Genomic DNA, 24555 nt, shown 5'->3' on the forward strand with positions numbered 1-24555 from the left:
TTTTAGCATCAGTTTTTAAAGGCATAAGCTAAAGCAACGACGTCGCAATTTGCCAATCATCGTTATTCATGATTTATTGGCATTATCGATTCGACGACAACAATAAAAACTATGCTAAATCGCGTTGCTAAACCATTCACTAAACTAGTAGAGCGTTATCTACCCGACCCGTTTGTATTTGTTATATTACTCACCTTGCTGAGCTTTATCGTTGCGAGTCTCTTTACGCCATCAACGCCCACGCAAGTGCTCGCGGCTTGGGGGGGTGGATTTTGGAACCTATTACAATTTGCCATGCAAATGCTGCTAGTACTGCTAACAGGCTACATGCTAGCGAGTACCCCAGTGATGCGCAGCATACTCAACAAATTGGCAACTCTTGCCAACAGCCCAGCTAAAGCAATCATTCTCGTGACCCTCGTATCTTTGTTAGCTAGCTGGCTAAATTGGGGTTTCGGTTTAGTGATTGGCGCTTTATTCGCCAAAGCAATTGCGAAGCAAACCCGCGTAGATTACCGTTTGTTAGTGGCCAGTGCCTATTCAGGCTTTATTGTTTGGCATGGCGGCTTAGCCGGTTCAGTGCCGCTGACAATCGCAACCGATGGCCACTTTGCAGAGCAAAGTATTGGGGTAATAGGCACCGAAAACACAATTTTTTCGGCATTTAATATCGCTATTGTTTTGGGCTTATTTATTATCATGCCGCTGGTAAATCGCTATATGTTGCCGAGCGAAAAAGACAGTGTTTATGTTGACCCTGCAAAGCTTGAAGATGAATCGCAGCAAGCAGATACGCCTACCCGCCCCGCCGAAGTAATTGAACATAGCCGTTTGCTTGGTATGGGTATAGGTGCCTTTGGTCTTGCCTATTTATTCTATTATTTTGTGCTAAACGGAGGCGGCTTAAACTTAAATAGCGTGATCGCTATTTTCTTATTTAGCGCAATTTTACTGCATCAAACGCCGCATAATTTACTTAGTAGCTTACAGCAAGCAATCCCTAGTGGCGCTGGTATTGTGATTCAATTTCCCTTTTATGCGGGGATCATGGCCATTATGGTAAAAACTGGACTTGCTCAACAAATCTCTGAAGGATTTATTGCCATTGCAACAGCCGAAACGCTGCCTTTTTGGAGCTTTTTAAGCGCAGGGTTTGTGAATATATTTGTGCCGTCAGGCGGCGGCCAATGGGCAGTGCAAGCGCCGATTGTCATTCCTGCAGCACAAACACTTGGCGCGGATATGCCACGGGTTGCTATGGCTGTCGCATGGGGCGATGCTTGGACTAACCTTATTCAGCCGTTCTGGGCACTCCCCGTACTTGCTATTGCCGGCTTAAAAGCCAAAGACATCATGGGCTTTTGCCTTGTACAGCTGATTATCACCGGCGTGTTTATATCGTTAATGCTAAGTTTTTATCCTTAAAAGCTTTATAAACATCACCTATTAGAGAGGGGCAAAAGCTCATAGCGAGAGTCCCTCTTCAAAACGGTTTGTTTACCAAAGGTAACCAAAACTCTCATTCGGTCTTAAATCACCGCTGAATCAGTACTTCATTCTACCAAAACTACAGTCTATCACTTAAAGTTAGAATCACTGCTCTCGCTTCTTTTATCTCTTTTTAATACAAAACAAACGATCTTAGAAACAACGAAGTACACTAAAATGAACGCAGATATATCGATAAAATAATCTACCAAGCTACTACTTTTTGAAATAGAAAAATCAAAAGTAAAAAAAGCAACTCTGGTTATGATGTAAGTGATAAAGAAAATTAATAAAAATTGTTTCATAAACAGAACTTTCAATAGCTAATAATAGAGCAAACTCATCTAGTCATTTAAGCATAAAAATAAGCGCGTAATAAAAGCTACTCACTTAAGCATGTAATAGTTACTAACCAGGTTACTATTATTTAAATGATATTTAGATAAGGAGAACATTACTCCTTATCTAAAAAATAACTCAATCATCAGTTTCTGTTGGTACAGGCAAGTGTGGCATGCCAAACCCAGGCCTATCTTTCCTTTCAAAATCTCCTTCATTAACTGTTGTATTCGATAGCACTCCACCAATAACCAGTTCAATTTCAATTGTGGTTAATTCACGCATAATATACTCTCCATGTATTCGCATTTTTTGCCGGATTGTTAATAGGTTAGGCCGTTTTCCTACAAAATTTAACGTGCCTAGCCTTTGCTTTAGTAGCTTGTAAAATACAAGCTACTAAAATCACACTCGATTACGCAGTTTCATTTTGAGCTACTGTACTTGTTAAAGCTCCACCTTGTAACTCAAACACTTTATCCGCCATATTGATAGTCTCTTGCCTGTGAGCAATCATTATTCGCGTCATCTCTAGGTGCTTAATTTGCTCACTGATTTTTGCTTCGTTCTCTTGATCTAAATGACTCGTTGCTTCATCCAAAAATAGGACGCAGGGAGATTGGTACAGAGCTCTGGCAAGTAATAACCGTTGAAGTTGTCCGCCGGATAAATTAGAACCCATATCGCCCACTAATGAATTATAACCCATAGTCATTTTAGTAATATCACTATGAATTGCTGCATGGCGAGCGCACTGTTCTATTTTTAAGTAATTAGGTTGTGGATCAAAGAAGCTAATATTATCGGCGATTGAGCCAGCTAATAGCGTGTCATCTTGCATTACTGCGGCTATTTGTTTGCGGTAATTTTTAAGGCCTAGTTGGGTAATATCCATGCCATCAAGTAACACTTTGCCTGATGAGGGTTGTAATAAACCCAACATGATTTTCATTAACGTCGTTTTACCCGCGCCAGACGGGCCAGTAATAGCAATAGACTCGCCTAAATTTAGCGTTAAATTTATATCTTTTAAAATAGGTGCTTGATCATCGCTATAACTAAAACTGATATTTTCAAGGCTAAGCTTACCTTTCACTTTATTGTCGCTACTCCCTCTGTAGGTCAAGTCACCATCGCGATTCGCTTCTTGCTTAGTAAGCGCAATATCAGCGATACGGTCAAGGTGTAAGCGCATCATTTTAAATTGAATAATTTGCTCGATGAAATTTGCAAAGCGACTCGTTAGCTGATTTTTATAGGCTATAAATGCCAACACCATACCGACAGATAAGCTATTACTCATAACCAAAAGTGCAGCAAGGTAAATAACTACTACATTCTCAAGACCAAACAGTAGTTTATTAAAAGACTCAAAACTAATATTTAATCGCCCTAAACGTATTTCACTATTTATTACCTCAGCATAACGGTTTTGCCAAATACCTTGGCGCTGCGCTTCATTACCAAACAATTTAATTGTTTGCATACCACGAATGTTTTCTAAAAAGTTTGATTGCTCTTTAGCGGAGTTTTGAATCATTTCTTCTGTGGCTTGATGCAGTGGTCGATACAGCACTAAGCGTACAAGCGTATAAAGGGTAATTGCGCCTACAACAACAGCTGTCAACTTAAGTGAATAAATCATCATCATAATCAATACGGTGATAGCCATAACGCCATCAACAAATGTTTCTACAAACCCTGTGGTAATACGCTCACGTATTTGTGCTAGTGAGCCAAAACGCGAAACAATATCGCCAATGTGGCGGGATTCAAAGTAGTTCATAGGAAGGCGCAGTAAATGACGTAATAGATTAACCCCCATTTGCATGTTTAGCAGACTCGAAAGCCTTAAAATCAACCAGCTCCGCACTGCATTAGTAATAACTGAAATGATCGCAATTAATGCAAAGCCTAGCGCAAGAACCGTGAGCAAAGACTCATCAAAGCTCACCAATACTTCATCCACGATCCACTGCATATAATAGGGTGTCATCAGAGCAAATAGCTGTAAAACCAGCGACAGCGCAATTAATTTAATTAAGCCAGTTTTTAGACCAGTAACAGCACTCCAAAGCTGACTAAACCTCATTCGTGCCTGTTCTTGTTTAGCTTCAAACTTACTGGTTGGCGTGAGCTCCAAACAAATACCGGTAAAGTGCTTACTAAATTCCTCGCTATTTAGATTCCGCTTCCCAAGGGCTGGATCATTAATCGCTAATTTAGCTGATTTTCCCTTCCCAGAAACTTTAGTCAAAACTACAAAGTGATTCATATCCCAATGCAATATACAAGGAGTCTGAAGTTTATGTACCTCTTCAAGCGGGCACTGTAACGCACGACTCGCTAATCCTAAGCTATCCCCCAGCTCAATTAGCTGCTGTAAATTCATACCCTTTAAATTCGCCGAAAAGCGATTTCGCATGGCTGGCATATCAAGCTGGTGGCCGTGATAGCATGCCACCATAGCCATTGAAGCAAGGCCACATTCGGCTATTTCGGATTGCAAAATCAAAGGCACTGATTTAACAAAAGAAAAGTTTAAATTTGATTCACTCATAACATCCAAAAAAACCTTGAATAATAGTATCAAGTCTTATTTTTTTCTCTTGGAAAATGAAACTCAATGTACAACCATACAAACACTGTAGCTAAAGCCGTGATTAGACCTGTCACTTTATATGAAACATTGAAGAATATTGCTGTAAAGACTAAAGTTATCGCAACTAGTAAAGTACAAAGCAATTGAAATAGAATACTTTTTAAATGCATCAAAACAGGTATATCCACCTTCAGTTTAATTCTTTCCCATGTAAAAATGGCGATAAATGCTAATAATAAGTAATAAAGTAACTCTAAAAAAAACATGACTTAGCCTCCAAAATTTAAAAAGGTATAGCTGTTACTAGCCTATACCTTTTTGTTTACACTAGGCGTACTTGTTATAAAGCTTCTTTGCTATAGAACCAACAAAGTAGCCTGCCACAAAAGCAGGCCAAAGCCCTCCAGCTACTATTTTCACTTCTTCTTTCGTAAGCTCTTTCATAATAAAACTCCTTACTCAGCAAACCATGCAATAATAGCAGCTGACCCAAATGAAATAGCTTTTGCACCATAACGTCGGGCAAGAAAACCAGCAACAAATAAAACTGCAGGATTGCCACCATGTACTTCTTGAACTTCATTTACATTTAATTCGCGCATATCTATGCTCCAAATTTGTATAGCTGATTATTTATATCTATACTCAGCAAATGTTGATTATTTATTTTGCAATATAAAAATATAGGCAAAATAGGTTGTTAATAGGCTAGCTTTAGCTGCTCGCTAAAAGTTAACTAAAGCTGGCCGCTTTTTTAGTAATTTGCATTTAGCAAACCACCAAAACTTTCAAATTTAATTGACTTAACTCACACGCCCTTTGAGGCTGTACAGTGGCTCTAGTAACCACTCAATTAATGTGCGCTGTTCTAACATTATGTCTGCCTCAAACAACATACCGCTTTTTAACTCAAAGGCCTTTCCATACGCAGACATTTGCTGCTGACTTAAGGTAGCCCTAAGTCGATATACTGGCTCTTGCAATGTAATAGGTAACCGCACTTCGTTTGGTGTAATAAGTGCCTTATCAATGCGGCTAATTGTGCTATTGATAAATCCAAAGCGTTGATATGGAAAGGCATCAAAACGTAACCGAGTTTCGTTGCCTATTTCTATAAACCCTGCGGAGCGCGTTGGTAATAGTAATTCAGCAACTAACTCAGAACCCTCAGGTATAATATGCAGTAAAAGCTTTGCTTGGCTTAACACCTCTCCTTCGACTACTTGGATGCCTGTAACAACACCATTATTGCTAGCCGTAATTGTGTAGCTATAGTTGCTTTTTAACTGCGATAGTTGGTTTTGTGTATCTGAAATTTCTCGTTTTAAGTTACTGATGCGAAGTGCATATTGTTGTGGAACGTTAGCAAGATTAAAGCGTAATTGACTCAGTTGATTATTTTGCTGCATCAGTATTCGAGCTAAGTTTTGCTTTTCTTGCTTAACATCGAGTAAAGCTTGTTGTTGCTGCTCACGCTCTATATTCGATAAAAAGCCACTCTTATTAAGCTGGTTGAAATTAGCTTGTTGACTTTGCAATAGGTCAAGCTTTTCATCTGCGAGTGTTAATTGACTTTGTAGTGCAAGCTTTTCTTCATTTAAAAGCGTTTGCTGTGCTTCAAGGTTTAGTATTTCTTGTTTTTGCAACACTTTCGTTTGCATAACCTCATGATTCAAAAGTTTAATTTGCTCTGTTAATTGTTCAACTAACTGTGAACTGAGATCTAAACCTTGACTATCATTTTGCTGAACAACAATTGAAGCAAGTGCTTGTCCTTTAATGACAGAGTCACCTTCTTTTACATGAAGTTTTTCAATTGTTCCGCCTTGATTAGCAAAACTTTGAATGACGCCTTTACTAGGCATGAGAAAACCACGTACAGTTTCTTTGCGGGAATATTCTGCTGTAAAAAGAAATACTATAACCGCAACTGCAACAGAGCTTAGGGTTACAACAGTTAATTTAATCGATAATGGTTGCGCTAAAGTGATTACGCCAGTTAAACGTTCACTTTGCTGTGCAATCGCTTCCTTTCTAAACAAGCTCATAACAAAATCCTTTTGCTATATCTCTTGAATTTAAAATTAGCGGGACATTCTAATTTTTGTAAATCAGAATTTTCCTAAATATGAAACGCAGCACAAATTAAAGGTTTAATTACTAAAATAAAATAGAAATTTAATTAAAATATATTAATTAAATTTAAGCACTAAGCTGAATATAACTTAGTACTTAAATGTTAATTAACTTGCTAATATCTTCATTGGCAAACTTAGGATTGGGCTTTGTGAGTCAGCAAAGTGCATCATCACTGCAACGTGCCCTGCAACAACCAGTGCGTACATTACCGCTGAAAAACCTTGTCCATAAGTATCGAGAGGGATGAGGTGTGAGTAGTGACGTCCGCGCCACTCAAAGATAATCTCAAGTGCCCCTACAAATAAGAAAAACACCAGTAGCATCAAGCCGAAGGTATAGCTTAACCACAAGCCAAATAACACACCTAATAAGCACACACTTAGACCTATCCATGAACGCATCGAAAAACTAATGCTTTTAAGTACATGGCCGCCATCTAAGGGCAAAATAGGTAACAAGTTAAATAGGTTTAACAGTGCACTGAGTACCGCCACCCCGGCGAATATTTCCATTTCAGTGGCGTAGTAAAGCACCACTCCTAGCACTGAGGTAATTAAGCCAAAAGCGGGCCCCATGAGTGAGATCACCACGTCTTGCCATCTGGTGGTAATCTTATCATCAGAAACAGCCAAACCACCGACAAAGGGAATAAGGTAAATACCTTTAGTTTTAATACCAAAATATTTCATAGCACGTACATGACCATATTCATGCACCACCAAGCAAGCAATTAGCATCAAGGCAAATTCAATGGAAAATAACCACGCATAGCCTGCCACCGAAGCACCCGCTAAAGCCGCTTTCACGACTTTTGCACTTTTGAATAATTTAAAGCCCAGTGCCAGCAAACCAATAATGCCGCGTTTTGGTTCAGCTTCTTGTAACTCAGGTAAAGCAAGTTGGCTCACCTGCTGCTGGTTAACAAAGATTGCTAAGCTTTTTTCATGCACTTTACTAGTATCAAGGCCAATACGCTGCCCCTGAAAATCAAACTCATAAAGATCTGACTCTGGATTATCGAAGGCAATTGCTTGTTGCTGATGAAAAAGCTGAATTAACTGTGAGCCGTTTAAATGCAAAATAAAGGTTTCGTCTGCGAGGCTCAGCTGAAGTCTGACCATAGTTCTTATAAATACGAATAAAAAGTGCGGCTATTATACTGAGGCCTTACAAAATTACGAATTTCCTTTAGGTACAAGGAGGTATATTTTTCGCACCACAAAACAAGCAAAAAACATGACGAAATACCGTTTATCTACTACTTTTAACTATAGCGTTCTTGTTCATGGAGTGAATATGGTGAAGTCAAATAGACACATTCTCGTAGTGGATGACTCAAAAGCCATCCTGATTGTTATGCATGCCATTTTGAATGAGCTTGAGGTTCCGCACATCACAACCTGCCTAAGTGCAGAAGAAGCTTTAGAAAAAATTAAAAAAGCACCTCGATTCTTTGATGCCATTTTTACCGACCTCAATATGCCTGATATGGATGGTATGGAGCTTATTCGCCACTTAGGCGCTATGAAGTATCAAGGTGCAATTGCCATTATTTCTGAGATGGATCCTAAAGTTATAGACCTTGCCGCAGACCTTGCTCGTAAGCATAACGCTCACTTAATTGGTAACGTCACTAAACCCGTGCAACTTAATCAAGTGTATTTACTACTGCAAAAGCTTGAGCACTTTGCCATTCATGTTGAGCGCACAAAAACCCCTATTTCTGAGTCACTGCTACTACATGCCATCAGTCATAATGAGATTATTCCGTTTTATCAACCTAAGATAAATCGCCACGATAATCGGGTTGAAAGTATTGAGGTGCTTGCCCGTATCAACACAAGCCAAGCAGATGAAATTATCTTACCAGAGCGCTTCATTTGTATCGCTGAAGACCTGGATTTAATAAACCTTATTACTTTTCAATTATTTGAAAAAGCCACTAATGATTTTTCAGAAATCAAAGAGCAGTTTGATCCTAATTTAAAACTGGCGTTTAACTTATCCCCTTCACAGCTCGAGGACTTAAGCTGCCCTGATAAACTGGCTTTAATACTGCACCTTAACAACCTAACCCCCAGTGAAGTGATTTTAGAAATTACCGAACAGTATGCTCTACGCAGCACTGCACAACTCGAAACACTCAACCGTTTACGAATGCGCGGTTTTGGTATTTCACTTGATGACTTTGGCACTGGCTTTACTAATATTCAGCAGCTAAAAACGCTGCCGTTTACCGAAATTAAGATCGATCGCACCTTGATTAGCAATATTGAAACCGATCAGTTTTCCCAAGTGATTGTTAGTAGCTTGGTGAATATAGCGATACAAGAAGATCTCGCTATTGTGGCCGAGGGCATTGAACGAGTTGAAGAACTTGAATACCTCGACCGCTACAAAGAGTTTATTTTAATGCAGGGCTTTTTGCTGTGCCGCCCGAAAGCCAAAGAAGACTTTTTAAATTGGTCACTTTCATGGCGGCAAATGGTAAAAACTGCAGCAGGACATCGCCGCTAAGGTTTACGCTTATCGTCACTGACGATGGTATTACTCGATGCTAAACGTTGTCGCCAACGCTGTTTGGCGACTTTTTGCATATTGGCTGATTGATCATGCTCATCAACAATTTCGAGCCCCATTAATGCTTCAATTAAATCTTCAAGAGTGACAATACCTTGCACATCACCGTATTCATCCACGACTAAACAAATATGTGTGCGCTCAGACAGTAAGGTTTCGAGCAAGGTTGGCACATGCAAGGTTTCTGGTACGGTGTAAATAGGCTTAACGAGCTTGCTAATTTTATAGTCTTCACCTAAACGATGATATGCCAGCATAATGTCATTTTTATGTGCAAAACCAATAATATCATCACCATTTTTGTCATAAACCAATACTCGAGAGAACGAAGAAGAACCATGCTCTGCCAAGTATTGGTTTACGGTTAAGTCTTTATGTACTTTAAAAAGCACCGTACGTGGTGTCATTAAGGTATCGAGTTTGGCATGACGAAAGTGCAGCAGGCTACGAATGATTTCAGATTCATCTTGCCCAAGCGCTCCAGACTCAGTACCAATATCAGCCATGGCTTCAATCTCTTGGCGAATATAATAGGCTTCATCGTAATTACGCCCCAAAAAGCGCGTTAGAATATCAGCAAACCATACGAAAGGTTTTAGAATAAACACCAACCAAATTAGGCTCACACTAACAATGGGTGTTAACCCTCGCCAATAATTAGCCCCTAATGTTTTAGGGATAATTTCAGAAAGCACTAGTACCAATAGCGTCATAATTGCAGAGGCAACGCCAACCGCAGCATCTGAAAACACCACCGCAGCTTGTGCGCCAACGCCAGCGGCACCAGCAGTGTGCGCTATGGTATTTAACGTGAGTATTGCCGCCAACGGTTGGTCTATATTGTCTTTAAGCTTACCAACACGTTTTGCCAATTGTGGTTGTTGCTTTCTGAGCATGGCAACATAACTTGGTGTAATACTTAACAGTACTGCCTCCATCACTGAGCACAAAAACGAAACCGCAATGGCAACAAACATATAAACAAGTAACAATGTCACTGTAAGCCCTCTTAAAAAGTTAACCTGCTCACCATAGCAATTGAAAACCACAAGCTCAAACCAGACTGCAATCTAACGCAGAGCACTTTTTGGGTAATTTGCAGCGTGCTATATTGGTTTAAATTACCTTCAACAGGCGAAACTATGACACTTTCAACTACTTGGCTAAGCCAATCAGCCAAGCTAAAAACAACATTCAGTGCATTAGCGTTATGTGCGTTAAGTAATACAGCGATGGCCGCTGCCATTGATAAATCAGCGGTGCAATTTATTGGCCCTCTTGGCAAAGATATGCAACTTAAGCCATATCAAACGGATCATCGCGATGCCATTATTGCTAACCTACTACCTAGCTTGCAAAAAAGCAGCGATAGCATACGCGTTTTTGGTAATGAGCTTGACTGGCAATCATTCGACAAAGTGAGCGCTCTAACACTTGGTGGTTTGCAAGCACTCAAATTTACCGCCTCAACCGAACGTTTTAGCCAAGGCTCATTAACACTTAAAGGCATTGAAAACGCACAGCTATTTATTGATGGTGAAAAGCAAACAGAAAAAAATAAAAGCTATGAGCTAGCTTTAAGCCAAGGCGATCATCAGTTTGTTATCATCACTGAGCAAGTAGCCAACTGGAATGAGGTTGAGCTTGATTTTACGGCTAAGTCAGAACTAGATACTGTGCAATTTAGCGCTAAACAACAACACGGTTTGTCTGCTAAGCAATTATTTGATGCGCCAACAGTCAGTTATATTTCAATGGCACCAAATGGTGATTACTTCATTACTAGCCAACGTCATTACGAAGATGCAACCGCTAATCAAGCGCAATATGTTACTGAACTTAAAGACGAAAAAAACAATACACTTTATCGCTTTGAGTCAGCCCAACCAAGTAACATTACTTGGAGCCCAGATAGCAAAAGTTTAGTGTATCTATTAAATGGCGAGCTTAAGCGTTTAAACCTAAAAACCATGCAACTTAGCGTCATTGCTAAAAACCTCTCTGGTGCGAATAGCTTTCAGTTTTTTGATAACAACAGCTTAATTTTTAGTTGGTCAAAGTCCCCAACAGACAATGGCAAGCTCACTAAACATTATCAAGGCCTGCAAGACCGCTGGTCTTATGCTCGTACTACATCGCAAGTATATTTACTCGATATATCAACAGGTCTTAGCAAAATCTTAAGCCAAGGCCCACTTAGCCATTCACTTGAAGATTTTGATGCTAAAAGCGGTCACGTCTTAATGAGCCGCTCAGCACAAGCAATGCAGCTATCACCACAGCCAGCAACAGAACTTGTTGAGCTAAACCTAACTACATCGGCTCTTACGGTACTTGGTCAATACAAAACATTTAATCAGGCTAAATATACTGACGACGGAATTTATGTCACTGCCGGACCAGATTTTAATAACGGCTTAGGTCGTAACCTTCCTGAAGGGATGCTTGCTAATAACTATGATGGTCAACTTTATTTACTCAGCCGTGACGGTAAAAAAGCAACCCCTTTAAGTAAAGAGTTTAACCCGGCTATCGGCCAGTTAAACGTACTTAAAAACGGTGATGCACTGATTAAAGTTACCGAGCAAGATACTGTACAACTTTATCAATTCGACTTAAGCAAAAAGCGTTTTAATAAAGTGAATACGGGCTTTGATGTTGTTGAGCAAGTTAGCTATTCACACGAACGCACCCCGCGCATTTTGGTTACCGGCACCACAGCGTCAACACCTCAGCAGTTAAAACAACTAAGCTTAGGTAAGAGCCGCGCTAAAGTAATGTGGGACTCTAAGCCAATTGGCTATGAAAATACGCATGTAGCCTCATTGGAAGAGTTTAACTTTACTAATAAAGATGGCATTGAAATTAAGGGTCGCGTTTATTTACCGCATGATTTAGATAGCAATAAACAATACCCTGCATTGGTTTATTATTATGGTGGCACTTCGCCAGTAACTCGTGGTTTTACCGGTCGCTACCCATTTAACCTATGGGCTGAGCATGGCTATGTTGTTTACGTTGTACAACCTACTGGCGCAACCGGCTTTGGCCAAGAGTTCTCGGCTAAACACGTCAACGCATGGGGTGAATACACCGCCAACGACATCATCGACGGCACAAAAGCTTTTTTAGATAAATATAACTTTGTAGATAGTAAGCGTGTAGGTAATTTAGGGGCCTCTTACGGTGGCTTTATGACCATGCTACTCGCAACTAAAACAGATATGTTCAGTGCATCGATTGCCCATGCAGGGATTTCAAATATCACCTCGTACTGGGGCCAAGGTTGGTGGGGTTACTTATACTCAGCTGAGGCATCTAAAAATAGCTACCCGTGGAACAATCCTACACTTTATAGCCAACACAGCCCGGTGTTTCATGCTGACAAAGTAACAACGCCGTTATTACTCCTTCATGGTGATTCGGATACCAACGTACCGGTTGGTGAAAGCCACAATATGTACACCGCATTAAAGTTATTAGGTAAAGATGTTGACCTGATTGAGTACAAAGGTGCAGATCACCAAATTTTTGCTCGTGATAAACGCTTCGACTGGTGGAATACCATGTTGGCTTATTTCGATAAAAACTTAAAAGATCAGCCACAATGGTGGCAATACCTTTATCCTGAAAAGTAGTTTAATCACTTGGCTGAGTACTGTGCGAGTGCTCAGCTTTCACCCTTTTCAACTATAGCTAAGCCATTAAATTGTAAGAAATAGTTACAAACCTCGCCAATACACTTCTCAGCCTTTGCCATACAGTGCTAACATAACAACAAATCAAGTGTGAAATTAAAGCGAATGACTATTCAAGTTTTATTGGTTGAAGACGACGAACTACTCGTTAAACGCATTCTAAATCATTTTAAAGAAACTGAGTTTAATATTGAGGTAGATTCAACGGGGGCCGATGCATTAAGCATTGTGCAATCGCGTGCTTCAACTAAAGAAGCAGTTTCTCTAGCCGTTATCGACATTGTGTTACCAAAACGCGATGGGCTTTTGCTTGCCAAAGAACTTAATGCACTGACTGATATTGGCGTTATTGTGCTGTCTAGTCGTGACTCGCAAGCTGACCGTATTGCTGGTCTTGCACAAGGTGCCGATGACTATATTTGCAAGCCGGTTGACTTACTTGAACTTGAACTTCGAATGCGCGCTCTTTTTAAGCGCATAAAAGGCTCTCAGCAAGATGATGAGAGTGAAGAGTTTATTGAATATGCCGATTTTAAACTGCACCCAGATAACCGCACATTAGTGACCCCTAATGGTGAAGAGTCTCGTCTTACCGAAGCAGAGCACAAGGTACTTATTTGCCTTATTGCAAATGCGGGTAAAGCGACATCGCGTGAAAAAATTTCCGAAGAAATAGGTCAACCAGATTGGAGCCCAAGCGATCGAACCGTTGATGTGCTTATTGGCCGCTTACGTAAAAAATTAAGCGATGAAAAAGACCAAAAACGTATCGTTACCGTTCGCGGCAAAGGCTACATGCTGTCTATTTAGCAAGCTTACTAATACTGCGTTAATTGGCTAATTAACCGTTCAAAGGCGCGATAATTCAACGCCTCTTTTAATTCATTTAAGGTAATTGCTGGCTGTGCTTTCAAGTCGCTAATTGTGCGTGCAACTTTAATAACACGATGATACGAGCGTGGTGACAAAGCCAGCTTTTCGCTGGCTTTTGCTAAAAACTGCAGCTCAGCAGCTGCCAACTCACAATGAATGCTCATTTCTTTATTATTCAAGCGCGCATTCACTTTGCCTTGCCGGTTAAGTTGAATTGCATAAGCTCTTTCAACTCTGGCTCTTACTTGTTCACTGCTTTCTTCTACTTGCGTGCTCTGTAATTGGCTACTGGTGAGTCTCGGCAGCTCAATTTGTAAATCAATCCTATCGATAAATGGTCCAGATACTCGAGATAAATACCGCAATACTTGATCTGGCGTTGCACGCTTATCTGTATGGCTTCCTGTAGGGCTTGGATTTAATGCGGCGATCAGCTGGAATTGCGATGGAAATTCCATTTGTCGTGCCGCTCGCGATATAGTCACCACGCCCGTTTCCATTGGTTCACGCAGTGAATCGAGCACCTTTCTCTCAAATTCGGGCAGCTCGTCTAAAAACAATACGCCATTATGAGCAAGAGAAATTTCCCCCGGTTTAGGATTCGAAGAGCCACCAACAAGGGCAACAGCAGAGCAAGTATGATGTGGATTTCTGAAGGGGCGTTCACGCCAATTCGATAAATCAACCGATTGACCAATTATCGAATATAACGCGGCAGTACTAATTGCTTCATCATCCGACATGGTTGGCATAATCGTAGGCATACGCTGGGCAAGCATTGACTTGCCAGTACCTGGAGGGCCAAGAAACAATAAATTATGGCCACCAGCGGCTGCTATTTCGAGCACTCGTTTGGCACCAGGTTGGCCTTTCACATCACTTAAATCGAGTAGCGAGTCACGCTGCGACTGCTGCTCAGGATAGCTAATATTAAGTGGCAGGGGTTGCTGATTTAATAAGTCATTCCAAACATCTTGTAAGGAGTAAACGGCTTTTCGAGAAACGCCCGACACAAGACTTGCGAGATTGTCGTTTTCGGCGGGTAAGAAACAACAGCGCCCCAGCTCTTTCGCTCCTAACACCGAAGGTAAAATAGCATTGACCCCTCTTACCTCACCATTTAAAGCCAACTCTCCGTAAAACTCATAACGATGAATATCAGGGCAGCTTATTTGCCCAGAGGCGACTAAAATACCCACAGCAATAGCCAAGTCAAAACGGCCACCTTCTTTAGGTAAATCAGCAGGTGCAAGGTTGACGGTTATCCGTTGATCTGGAAAACCAAACTGTGAGTTTTCGAGAGCGCTACGCACTCTATCTTTTGACTCTTTGACTGACGCTTCAGGCAAGCCAACGATATGAAAAGCTGGCAAGCCATTTCCTAAGTGTACTTCTACAATCACTTCAGGAGCTTGCACACCCACTTGTGCACGTGAAAATATTCTAGCTAAAGACACGATCCATGATGTCCCTATCATTCATCCTTAAATTAAGTTTAGTCGGGATATTTAAAAACGTGTAATGTCAGTTGCCATTTCATTGCAGCTAAACGCAGTGATAAGGTCATTAGCATGGCTAATATCATAGCTACTTCGGTCACTAAACCCAGCGAGATACTTAATGTATAAACAATGCCACCAGCGATACAAGCAATGGCATAGAGCTCACCCTTTAATAGCATCGGCATATTTCCAGCCAGCACATCGCGGATAACACCGCCAAAACAGGCTGTTATTACACCCATGATAATCGCGGTGGTATCTGGCATACCTGCTAGCATGGCTTTTTGTGTGCCCATCACCGCAAAAAATGCCAAACCGAAAGCATCTGCCACTTGCAGCGCATTAAGTGAAATAGAACGCTGCTTATTGATTAATCGAGTGGTGACAAATACAGACAATAAAATAGCCCAAAAGTAGCTTTGATCATGTAGCCAAAATACAGGAACATCTAAAATAACGTCGCGCACAGTCCCACCGCCAATAGCAGTGACTGTGGCTAACACAACAACCCCAAAGCCATCCATTTTTTTGTTGTACGCCAGTAGCGTTCCAGAAACTGCAAACACGGCTACGCCGAATAAATCAAACCAATGGTAAAGTTCAGTCATGTTTGTAACTAAAAAGTAATGTTAGTGCCGTTGTAACATAAACTTTTCAATCTTTTAAGCGAAGTTTCTATTACTCGCCTTTTTCGACCAGCTCAATAAACTTTAAACTCTGCATCATAACGCTGTCTGCAAGTGTGGAGTCTGAAAAGTAAGATTCCTTCTCAGTGGCTTTACTTGGCGCAGCTAATAAGATGTTGTAATCATCTTCTAACTCAACCCATAAGCTTCGTTCTTGAGCATTTAATTGCGCATGTTTCTTACGAACATTGTCGGCTTCATAAAATGCCTCTTGTGCTTTTAAGAATGCATCTTGTGATTCTTCGCTCATATCTTCACTTGAAAACAAGCTATTACTTAAATCACTAATGTCTTCTTGCATTGCATCCATCGTTTGGCACCCACTAAGGGTAAGAAGTAATACTGAGAAATATAACGCTTTCATAAACTAACTCCTCAAAAAAGCCCAGTAGCATTGCTGCTACTGGGCTCAGAAAATTACTGCTTAATTAAACTGCCCGATACAAAAGTGTGTAACTCGGGATCATCATTATCATCGTAGGTTTCAGGTACTTCGAAACCTAGCGTTGCTACACTAAAACCACCTTCAATGGTTATTACGGGTGTCATAGTCACACCATAGCCATAATTTTGCGTAGCTGTTGGTTCGCTATACATCATCAACGACCCAAGATCTAATGCCCACTCTGCTGAGCGTACTTCACCATCTAACTCAAATGTTGCAGTACCATCATTACTTATAACGACATTAGAGGTTTCTAAACCACTGCCATCATCAGCCATAAAGGTAAATACATGTGAGCCAATAAGATCTGCTTCAGTGAAAGCTGCTTGATCAATAACTCGTGTAACGCGTTCGAAGAGGCCAAAATCATCGCCGTCTTTGAACTGTATAAAGTTACCTTGTGGCTTCACAATAAAGTAAGGGTCAGCTAATTCAATTGGGTCACCATAGGTTTTTACATAGAAATCAACCACTACCTTTTGAGTTTCTGCATCATAGGTGTAGTAACCACCTGATATACCTAACTCATCAAACTCAGTATCATGAGCAAGCTCTAAGAAAGTGCCATCCTCTTTAAATACAGCAATGAAGAAATCTCCATCGTAAGAGCCATATGTATAACCCCCTATTAGCGGGTTTGATTCACTGTAGATTCTACTTAGCGTAATAATACCCTCACCTTCGATATCGAATGTCAGCGTATCTCCATCAACACTGGCAACAATACTGCCAGCATCATCTATACCGAAACTACCATTGGTATCTTCCGTAATAGTGACATCAAAAGCGCCTGTTGTTTCATCCCAAGTAAAGTCACCAATTTCAAAACCAGGGAATGCGGTATCATCATCAGGGTCGTCCATTCCTTGTATTTGTAACCATTTTCCATCACGAATAATTACCGCGACATCAGGCTCATCAGCAAGCTGCCAAGCCCCATCTAATGGATGATCCGTTGCTGGACGCTCTACAACAACTTGCTCTTCAGCCATTGCCTTATCAAAGTACCACGCTTGTTTAGCATCTTCAGTACAACTACCTGCTTGCTCATACACGCAAATAGTTAAGAAGTTTCGATCAAAGTCACTCACTTCAGCTTTCATGCTATCAAATAGTAATTTCCCTGACGCTAAACTGTAGTCGTATTGATTGACCACTCCAAGGTAAGTGAAGGTGATTTGATGGCTATACTCAGCCGTCATCTCATCATAAATAGTCGCTATTTTAATGGTTTCTACACCTAACTCTCTTGGTGAATAAAGTTCAATGTAGTTAGTTGTAATTGGGTAGCCATTATTATCAAAACTTGCGTTTTCTTCTAACCAATAAGGTGCGAATTTAGTTACCCCATACTCATCTGACACAGAGAAGTTACGTAGATGAGATGAATAATCTTCGACACGCTCCGAACCATCATAGTTAAAAAAGCGATATTTACGATAGGTAAAGTTTTGACCATTGTTAGTGGCTAATAATCGCTGCGAGAACTCACTGTATACTTGGCAAACTTCCCCTTCAGGACAAATTGGCTGAACACCATTGCTCGTAAAATAGTTATATCTTAAGAACACTCCCTCACTGCTTACTTGCCAAGAACGGAAGTTTTGATTCAGGTTAAAGTTCATTAAACCATCATCATACACATCATAGTGGAGGTCTGTTTGAGGTGAGTTATAGCCTTGGTAAACAGTCCATTTACCCAATAGGTCTGGCTTAGTAAATGAAAGCTGATTATCTCTCACCATTAAACCTGTGACTGTACGCGAGCTATCGTCCGCTTTAGCTTCGAGTGATGCCGCAAATTGATAGCCCACTTGTACATTTTTAACGAGCCAAATAGCGATGTCGTAACTAATAGTTTCTGCATTATTGCTTATAAGCAGTCGATTCCCATCAACTTGCCAAGTCACACTAACAGGCGCGTTATCGTTATCAATGAGCGTTCCTGTTCCACCAGAAAGTAACTCAACACTTACTGCACTACTATATCCACCAAACTCGCTTAGGTTATCAATAACCCAATTACCAATAAGTTCATCTGCTGTCACAGCAAGTGTTTGCTGTTGTTCAATAAGGGTGGCGTTATAGTTCGATTCTGTAGTTCTATATACAACATCTGAACTGGTTATGCGTGTTTCGCTTTTACGGAAAAACTCAACCGTTCTGTTTGCATCGTTTTCAAGAAGAATAGTTAGGTCTAACTCAACTAAGTACTCACAAACATCTAGCTGTTCATCGTTTCCATCAGTAACCACAAAGCAACTCATTAATGCTGGCTCAGCCAAAGTAATTGTGATGTCTTGCTCTTGTTGCGACCAACTAAAGTCAGTATCAACATCCAGTAAACTGACATACCCGGTACCATCATTATTAAACTCAAACTGCCCAACTGAAGTTCGATAATATTGTGGTTGCATTAATAAATAGTTGCCGGTCAGATTATTGATTGTTTGATCAACTAGTTCATCATCATCTTTAATCTCTTCTTTTGTAGAGTCGATTAATCCTGGGTCTTGGCTTTCAACTGTATTTATAAAGTCATCAATTTGTTCAGCGCTAGATATTAAATCAAGGGTCGAATCGACACCCTCAGGTAGTTCGTAGTCATCATTATCTACAATGATCTTGATTAACGCTGCAAGTAGCAGTTTTTCGTCAGCATCAACAGCGAGTAAAGCTTCATCTAATGCTTGTTCAGAATCGATGTTTGTACCGTCGCGGCTTAAAAGTGCAAACTCTGCAGTACTGACATTAGTAATGTTTACGCCAAAGTTTTCATCTTTGCTTAATGTGCCATCGGCTCCAGCTTGTGAAACAAGCGTTGCGATAGACTTCAGTTGGGATACAAATTCAACGCCCGGATCAATGGAGTTATTACCCAACGCCACCAGCTTAACCAGCTCATCAGCATCTGAGTCATCAACCTCAATGTTTACGCTATAGCGGCCTTGTGCATCAGCGGTAATCTCAAATTGTTCATCACCAATCTGCACCACAATACTTGAGTTGATAATCGGCTCATCGGTTACAATACCGGTGATCGTTACGCTGAGCACTTTACGTTTAAGCTCAATCGTTACTGTTGCTGTGGCGGTTGCACCATCATCATCGGTGACTGTCAGTGAAACAACGACATCTGCATCATCTTCGATCTCAGGCGCGGTGATCGTAAGTGTACTTGTATCGCTGCCGGTAAGTGTTAGATCTGGACCTGATGTTTGCTGCCATGCGTAACTTGCAATTGTGCCATCACTGTCTGTTGCCGTCGCTTGTAGGACTAACTCGCCGCCTTCTGTTACGCTGCTATCACTACTAATAGATACCGTGGGATTTTTGTTTGTAGCGACGGGAGGGGTATCATCATCGTCATCACCACCTCCACCGCCTCCACCACAAGCGGTTAAAGCGACAAGACTTGTCGCTAGTAATAATTGCTTTAGATACTTTATGGAATGAAAATTAGGGGGGCTCATCATGCTAATCCTTACATTGTGTGTTGTATTCCCCTAAAAAGAGGCAACTGCATGCACAGTTGCCATAACTCAAGGGAAGCAAAACCTATTTTGAACATGAATAAAGGCGGGATCTCAGTGTCGTCCTTAACCATAATCTGAATTCAGTCATGTTTGCCCGTCAAATATGAACACCCGAGATCCCATCAAAGCGGTTCATTTTACGTTAAGGTTCAAGGGTAGATTAGTTACAAGAAATAAGTATGCTGAATGCCGACAAAAATGTACTCAAATACGACATTTCAATAACAAACAACGAGTTATACATAATGGCATTGATATTCTTTCGCCGTCATACCATATTTTGCTTTGAAAAATTTAGAAAAATACGAGCGTGACGAAAAGCCCACATCGTCTATTACTAAGCTTATTTGTCGCCCTTGTCTTAGTAATTCAGCAGCTTTACTCAGTCGATAATTACGCAAATACTCACTAGGAGTAATGTTTAATAGAACTTTTAACTTACGTTGTAATTGACGCTCACTAAGCGCTAATTCTTTCGCACAATTCACCATAGAGAAACCTTGTTGCTGGTAATGCTCAGCAACATACAACTCAAGCTTTTCAAGCAGCTGTTTGTCACGAGGATCAACCACAACCGGTTGCTTTGTCTCAACATGATCAGGTGCATCCATAGTTTGCTGTTGAGAGTATAAATTGACCCAATGTATCCAATTCTCAACCTTTAAAAAAAGCTCTTCTCTATCAAATGGCTTTGTGATCACATCTAGCGCATGCTGTTGCAAACTACTTACTCGGGTTTCATAGTCTCCCTTGGCGGTCAAAATAATCACCGGAATATGACAAGTAACGGGCGAATTATGTAATGAATCTAAAACAGTAAAGCCATCGACTTTTGGCATCATTAGATCAGTAATAATTAAATCTGGTACTTGGCTCAGCGCTATTTGCAAACCGATCTGACCATCTTCAGCTAATAATACTTGATAGCGGTGCTGTAACTCTGTTTTTAGGTAATGACGTAGCTCGTCATTATCTTCAATAATTAATACACTCGCTTTATCATGACTCACTTTTGATTTTAGGCTTGTACTATCAACAGGCACTTGCTCTGCAAATTGCGCTGTTTTAAATGCGAGTTTAAAGTTGGTTCCTTCTCCTAAACGACTTGCCAACACAATATTGCCTTTGTATTTATCGACCAGACGTTTAACGATAGCTAAACCTACGCCACTGCCTTCTACATTTGCATGACTACTTACTCTGTAGAAAGTATCAAACACCTTGTCTTTTTCAGCGTCTGCGATGCCTTTACCTGTGTCTGTTACTTCTATGTAGGCAAACTCACCTGATGCGCTTACGATTAAGCTGACTTGGCCTTGCTGAGTATATTTAAAAGCATTGCTTAATAGATTAGTAAGAATTGTGATCACCCCTTCTCGGGTGCTTTCAATAAATACAGCCTCTTCAATATCAACCTTAAAGTCGATAGGCTTTTCACCTAATACAGCAAACTGCCCCGCGACCTCTCTGGCTATTGCCGATAATGATACAACTTTAATAATCTCTTCATGGCGTTCATCATAGCGAGTCAAGGTTAGTAGCTTATCGACCAAGTTTTCTAAACGCCGACTATTACGCAATACCAAATTCAGTTGCTCACGCTTTTCAGTATTTCGCTCATCTGCTATGAGCTTTTGCAATGGCGCAATTAACAAACTCAAAGGAGTACGTAATTCATGGGATGCATGTGTGAAAAAACGCACTTTATTTTCGAGTGAGTCACTCAGAGCGTCAGCTTGCTGTTCAATTAGCATTTTTTGCTCTGCGATTTCGTCAGTGCGTTCGCTAACAATTTGCTCCAGATAATATTTTTGTTTGCGTATACGGCGAGTCCAAAGCACTGTGAATAACCACACCATAGCCAAAATCAGCATGGCTGCTAGCAAATAAAACTCACTTGTTTGCCACCAAGGCGCAAGAACCGTTATGTTTAACAGTAATGGGGTGAGCGCATTTGCCCCATTTTCACTACTAGCATTAACTTTCAACTGATATTTACCAGCAGGAAGATTAGTGTAGTCAACAGATAAAAACGACCCTGTAGCTTTTCGCCATTGCTGTTCAAAGCCTGCTAACTGATAGGAGTACTGGTTAGTCTGTGGCTCAGAGTAGTGTAGGTAACTAACCTGAAAATGAACCCGTTTAATTCCCGCAGGAATAGTCACTAAACGGCTTTTTTCTATTTGGTATAAACTGCCTAAACGGCTGACTCCCTGATTTACCACATCCTCATCATCAAACTGCAAACTAGTGAGTGCTAATTGCCCGCCAATAGTATTAACTTCAAGATCAGCAGGATTAATGACACTAACCCCTTGAGTGCCGCCAAACATCAAGCGGCCATCACGGGTTTTTAAATAAGCACCGGCATTAAATTCATTACCTTGTAAGCCATGTCGAGCTTTATAGTTTTTAATGCTCATGGTTGCAGGATCTATTTTAGCGAGACCGTTGTTGGTACTTAGCCAGACCCAATCTTCATTGTCTTTTAACAATGCATAAACGACTTGATTAGGGAGGCCTTGAGCGACATTAAGCTGATGAACTTGCTGGTTGCTCAAATCAATAATATTTAAGCCGTTCGACGTTGCGAGCCACATTTGCTGGTCAATTTCTAAAAATGCACGCACTGTATTATCAGATAAAGCCAAGTCGCCTTTGCGATAATTAGTGAGAGTATCGGTTGCTGCGTTGTAGTGATAAGCCCCATCACCATCTGTGCCTATCCATAAATCTACTTGCGAGCTTTTGTATAAACTCGTCACCCGAGCCGTTGGAATTACAAGTTGTGTATTTGCTACAGGCTGTGCAAAACTAATAAATTTGCCGCGCTGCCTATCAAAGCAAAACAGCCCCCCTCCATTAGTGCCGACCCAAACATTATTTTTCTCATCGACTAAAAGGGCATATATACTGTTTTCAGTTAAGCCATGCCCGCCTTCATCTGCCCGAAAGTGACTGATGCTGCCATCGGTATGCAAAACATCAATCCCTTGCTGCCAGCTGCCAATCCATATATCGCCATTACGATCTTCGGCGATGGCTTTAATTGCATTGCTACTGATTGAATACGGTGAACTTTCGGTGGTTATGCGATCTAAACGATTTAATTGCTGATCAAGAATATCGATACCGCCACCCCAGCTGCCATACCAAATACGTTGCTTTGAGTCTTCAAATAACGCCCACGCATCGTTACTTGAAAGTGGCGTTGGCTTTTTTAACTTACTAAATTGCAATGATGCTGAGTCGAGCTTACTGATCCCACGTGCAGTACCAAACCACATAATGTCGCTACTGTCTCGGTAGATACTATATACCCGGTCATGAGCAAGACTATATTTATCAAACGGGTCATGCGCTAAAATGGTGAAGCTTGCATCAATAGGGTCGTAAACATTAATTCCGCCGCCTCGCGTTGCTAGCCAAACTCGGCCCTGGCTATCAAACTCAATATCACGAATTTCATTGCTACTAAGCCCAGAATTATCATCATTAGAAGTTAACCACTGCGTTATTGTTTGGGTGCTTAGAGTAACCTTATATAAGCCGCCGCCCTGACTTGCCAACCAAATACTGCCATCAGCGGCCTGTTTGATAGCAAAGACACTAGCATGAATGTTTACTGGCTCAGCAAAGCCAGAAAAAACAGTATTAATTTGTTGTTTATTAATAAGATCATAATGAAGTAACCCAGCTCCATGCGTTCCTATCCAAAGTATGTCAGCGATTTTTGATAGCGCATAAATAGGTTTTTTTAACCCTGTTATTAAGGTTTCAAGTTGCTCTGTTCGCTTATCGTAACGAAACAGGCTGCCGTCGTAAGTGCCAATATAAACTTGCTGTTGCGCCACCAATAAACTGGTAATGCGGCGCTCTTTTAAAAGCGGCTCAGAAAATTGATAATTATGTAATGCGAGTTGGTTTACACCACTATTTCGAGTGCCTATAAACAGCGTTGACTCGTTGTCTATTGCCAATGGGTAAATATAGTTATTCGCTAGACTATTCGTCTCATCAGAGGCAGTGAATACAGTAAACTCATTACCATCAAAACGGTTTAAACCTGCCTGTGTTGAAATCCAGATAAAACCTTGCTGGTCTTGAACAATATCAAAGACAACACTTTGCGATAGACCATCATCAATATCGTAGTTTTGAAATGCACACAAAGCTGAAGGTAAAAACAGAAGTGCTAACAGCGCAATTAAAAAACGGATCATCCCTAAATCTACACATTTATTATTAGTTATTAATCAAGCGTAGTTCAGTTCAGCTAACATTCATAATCATTTCCCAATTTAGGGATGAATAACCAAGATAGATATCAAGGGGTTGGATTTAGATGCGAGTTAGCGAGTTAGCGAGTTAGCGAGTTAGCGAGTTAGCGAGTTAGCGGGGTAAAGGTGCTAGGTGCTAGGTTCTAGGTCAAGCCTATCGCTCTGATCAACTGACGGCTGATAGCTGATAGCTCTGTTTATGTTGGGTTTCGCTACGCTCAAACCAACCTACCCAAAGAATGAACTGGGTGAACACGAGTGAAAACACTGCACTAAACAACACTCTCATTCTACTTAAAACTTATAGCTTAAAGCTTCCAGCTTTTTCAGGCATAAAAAAACACGCTTTCGCGTGCCTATTATATAATTTCAGTTGGTTGCGGGAGC

16 protein-coding genes are annotated in these 24555 nt (G+C 40.8%); 4 read left to right on the plus strand and 12 right to left on the minus strand.

The annotated features are described in order from the left end of the window. Nucleotides 1–111: 111 nt before the first annotated feature. Nucleotides 112–1425: a short-chain fatty acid transporter gene (locus VRK28_RS00620; protein ID WP_332393087.1), complete on the plus strand. Its 1314-nt coding sequence runs from the start codon at nt 112–114 to the stop codon at nt 1423–1425. 540 nt (nt 1426–1965) lie between these two features. Here VRK28_RS00620 and VRK28_RS00625 read toward each other — a convergent pair. From VRK28_RS00625 to VRK28_RS00650, 6 genes are all read right to left on the minus strand, one after another. Next, entirely contained in the window at nt 1966–2112 is a 147-nt protein-coding gene (locus VRK28_RS00625; protein WP_161805755.1) for a hypothetical protein, read from the minus strand. A gap of 130 nt (nt 2113–2242) precedes the next feature. After that, complete coding sequence (locus tag VRK28_RS00630) at nt 2243–4387, minus strand: peptidase domain-containing ABC transporter (RefSeq protein ID WP_332393088.1); 2145 nt, start codon at nt 4385–4387, stop codon at nt 2243–2245. Between the two features lie 369 nt (nt 4388–4756). Then, nucleotides 4757–4873, minus strand: coding sequence for a class IIb bacteriocin, lactobin A/cerein 7B family (locus VRK28_RS00635; RefSeq protein ID WP_269408803.1), 117 nt, complete (start codon nt 4871–4873; stop codon nt 4757–4759). Nucleotides 4874–4884: 11 nt separating this feature from the next. Beyond that, the gene (locus VRK28_RS00640) at nt 4885–5031 is read right to left on the minus strand and encodes a hypothetical protein (protein WP_269408802.1); all 147 of its coding nucleotides are present in this window, start codon (nt 5029–5031) and stop codon (nt 4885–4887) included. A 201-nt stretch (nt 5032–5232) separates the two neighbouring features. Beyond that, complete coding sequence (locus VRK28_RS00645) at nt 5233–6477, minus strand: HlyD family efflux transporter periplasmic adaptor subunit (protein WP_332393089.1); 1245 nt, start codon at nt 6475–6477, stop codon at nt 5233–5235. 195 nt (nt 6478–6672) lie between these two features. After that, the gene (locus VRK28_RS00650; protein ID WP_062564687.1) at nt 6673–7689 is read right to left on the minus strand and encodes a metalloprotease; all 1017 of its coding nucleotides are present in this window, start codon (nt 7687–7689) and stop codon (nt 6673–6675) included. A 175-nt stretch (nt 7690–7864) separates the two neighbouring features. Between VRK28_RS00650 and VRK28_RS00655 the strand changes: the two genes are divergently transcribed. Continuing rightward, nucleotides 7865–9085 (plus strand): EAL domain-containing response regulator, encoded by a 1221-nt coding sequence (locus VRK28_RS00655; protein ID WP_332393090.1) that lies wholly within the window; start codon nt 7865–7867, stop codon nt 9083–9085. Here VRK28_RS00655 and VRK28_RS00660 read toward each other — a convergent pair. Further along, nucleotides 9082–10146 carry a hemolysin family protein gene (locus VRK28_RS00660; protein WP_332393091.1) on the minus strand — a complete coding sequence of 355 codons (1065 nt, stop codon included), beginning with the start codon at nt 10144–10146 and terminating at the stop codon, nt 9082–9084. The two genes, VRK28_RS00655 and VRK28_RS00660, sit on opposite strands and share 4 nt — an antisense overlap. Nucleotides 10147–10290: 144 nt before the next feature. Here VRK28_RS00660 and VRK28_RS00665 point away from each other — a divergent pair, with 144 nt between their 5' ends. Together VRK28_RS00665 and VRK28_RS00670 are read left to right on the plus strand one after the other, a co-directional pair. Beyond that, nucleotides 10291–12786: an alpha/beta hydrolase family protein gene (locus VRK28_RS00665; protein ID WP_332393092.1), complete on the plus strand. Its 2496-nt coding sequence runs from the start codon at nt 10291–10293 to the stop codon at nt 12784–12786. Nucleotides 12787–12951: 165 nt separating this feature from the next. Further along, complete coding sequence (locus VRK28_RS00670) at nt 12952–13656, plus strand: response regulator transcription factor (RefSeq protein ID WP_062564684.1); 705 nt, start codon at nt 12952–12954, stop codon at nt 13654–13656. Nucleotides 13657–13664: 8 nt separating this feature from the next. On the opposite strand, the gene VRK28_RS00675 is transcribed toward VRK28_RS00670, so the two are convergent. From VRK28_RS00675 to VRK28_RS00695, 5 genes are all read right to left on the minus strand, one after another. Then, complete coding sequence (locus tag VRK28_RS00675) at nt 13665–15176, minus strand: YifB family Mg chelatase-like AAA ATPase (protein WP_332393093.1); 1512 nt, start codon at nt 15174–15176, stop codon at nt 13665–13667. Nucleotides 15177–15214: 38 nt separating this feature from the next. Next, nucleotides 15215–15829 carry a trimeric intracellular cation channel family protein gene (locus VRK28_RS00680; protein ID WP_054563935.1) on the minus strand — a complete coding sequence of 205 codons (615 nt, stop codon included), beginning with the start codon at nt 15827–15829 and terminating at the stop codon, nt 15215–15217. Between the two features lie 70 nt (nt 15830–15899). After that, complete coding sequence (locus VRK28_RS00685; RefSeq protein WP_062564682.1) at nt 15900–16271, minus strand: hypothetical protein; 372 nt, start codon at nt 16269–16271, stop codon at nt 15900–15902. A gap of 53 nt (nt 16272–16324) precedes the next feature. Further along, complete coding sequence (locus VRK28_RS00690; protein ID WP_269408797.1) at nt 16325–19828, minus strand: COG1470 family protein; 3504 nt, start codon at nt 19826–19828, stop codon at nt 16325–16327. Between the two features lie 296 nt (nt 19829–20124). Then, on the minus strand, nt 20125–24111 hold the full coding sequence (locus VRK28_RS00695) for a hybrid sensor histidine kinase/response regulator transcription factor (protein WP_332393094.1): 3987 nt from the start codon (nt 24109–24111) through the stop codon (nt 20125–20127). Nucleotides 24112–24555: the final 444 nt, after the last annotated feature.

The organism is Pseudoalteromonas sp. P80D2, from assembly GCF_036680945.1.
Taxonomy (GTDB): Bacteria; Pseudomonadota; Gammaproteobacteria; order Enterobacterales; family Alteromonadaceae; genus Pseudoalteromonas; species Pseudoalteromonas shioyasakiensis.

What these genes read in the sequence shown, in the direction of transcription:
- VRK28_RS00645 (WP_332393089.1), bottom strand. Translation starts at nt 6,477, where the DNA reads ATGAGCTTGTTTAGAAAGGAAGCGATTGCACAGCAAAGTGAACGTTTA.
- VRK28_RS00655 (WP_332393090.1), top strand. Translation starts at nt 7,865, where the DNA reads ATGGTGAAGTCAAATAGACACATTCTCGTAGTGGATGACTCAAAAGCC.
- VRK28_RS00630 (WP_332393088.1), bottom strand. Translation starts at nt 4,387, where the DNA reads ATGAGTGAATCAAATTTAAACTTTTCTTTTGTTAAATCAGTGCCTTTG.
- VRK28_RS00695 (WP_332393094.1), bottom strand. Translation starts at nt 24,111, where the DNA reads ATGATCCGTTTTTTAATTGCGCTGTTAGCACTTCTGTTTTTACCTTCA.
- VRK28_RS00670 (WP_062564684.1), top strand. Translation starts at nt 12,952, where the DNA reads ATGACTATTCAAGTTTTATTGGTTGAAGACGACGAACTACTCGTTAAA.
- VRK28_RS00690 (WP_269408797.1), bottom strand. Translation starts at nt 19,828, where the DNA reads ATGATGAGCCCCCCTAATTTTCATTCCATAAAGTATCTAAAGCAATTA.
- VRK28_RS00680 (WP_054563935.1), bottom strand. Translation starts at nt 15,829, where the DNA reads ATGACTGAACTTTACCATTGGTTTGATTTATTCGGCGTAGCCGTGTTT.
- VRK28_RS00650 (WP_062564687.1), bottom strand. Translation starts at nt 7,689, where the DNA reads ATGGTCAGACTTCAGCTGAGCCTCGCAGACGAAACCTTTATTTTGCAT.
- VRK28_RS00625 (WP_161805755.1), bottom strand. Translation starts at nt 2,112, where the DNA reads ATGCGTGAATTAACCACAATTGAAATTGAACTGGTTATTGGTGGAGTG.
- VRK28_RS00665 (WP_332393092.1), top strand. Translation starts at nt 10,291, where the DNA reads ATGACACTTTCAACTACTTGGCTAAGCCAATCAGCCAAGCTAAAAACA.
- VRK28_RS00640 (WP_269408802.1), bottom strand. Translation starts at nt 5,031, where the DNA reads ATGCGCGAATTAAATGTAAATGAAGTTCAAGAAGTACATGGTGGCAAT.
- VRK28_RS00685 (WP_062564682.1), bottom strand. Translation starts at nt 16,271, where the DNA reads ATGAAAGCGTTATATTTCTCAGTATTACTTCTTACCCTTAGTGGGTGC.
- VRK28_RS00620 (WP_332393087.1), top strand. Translation starts at nt 112, where the DNA reads ATGCTAAATCGCGTTGCTAAACCATTCACTAAACTAGTAGAGCGTTAT.
- VRK28_RS00635 (WP_269408803.1), bottom strand. Translation starts at nt 4,873, where the DNA reads ATGAAAGAGCTTACGAAAGAAGAAGTGAAAATAGTAGCTGGAGGGCTT.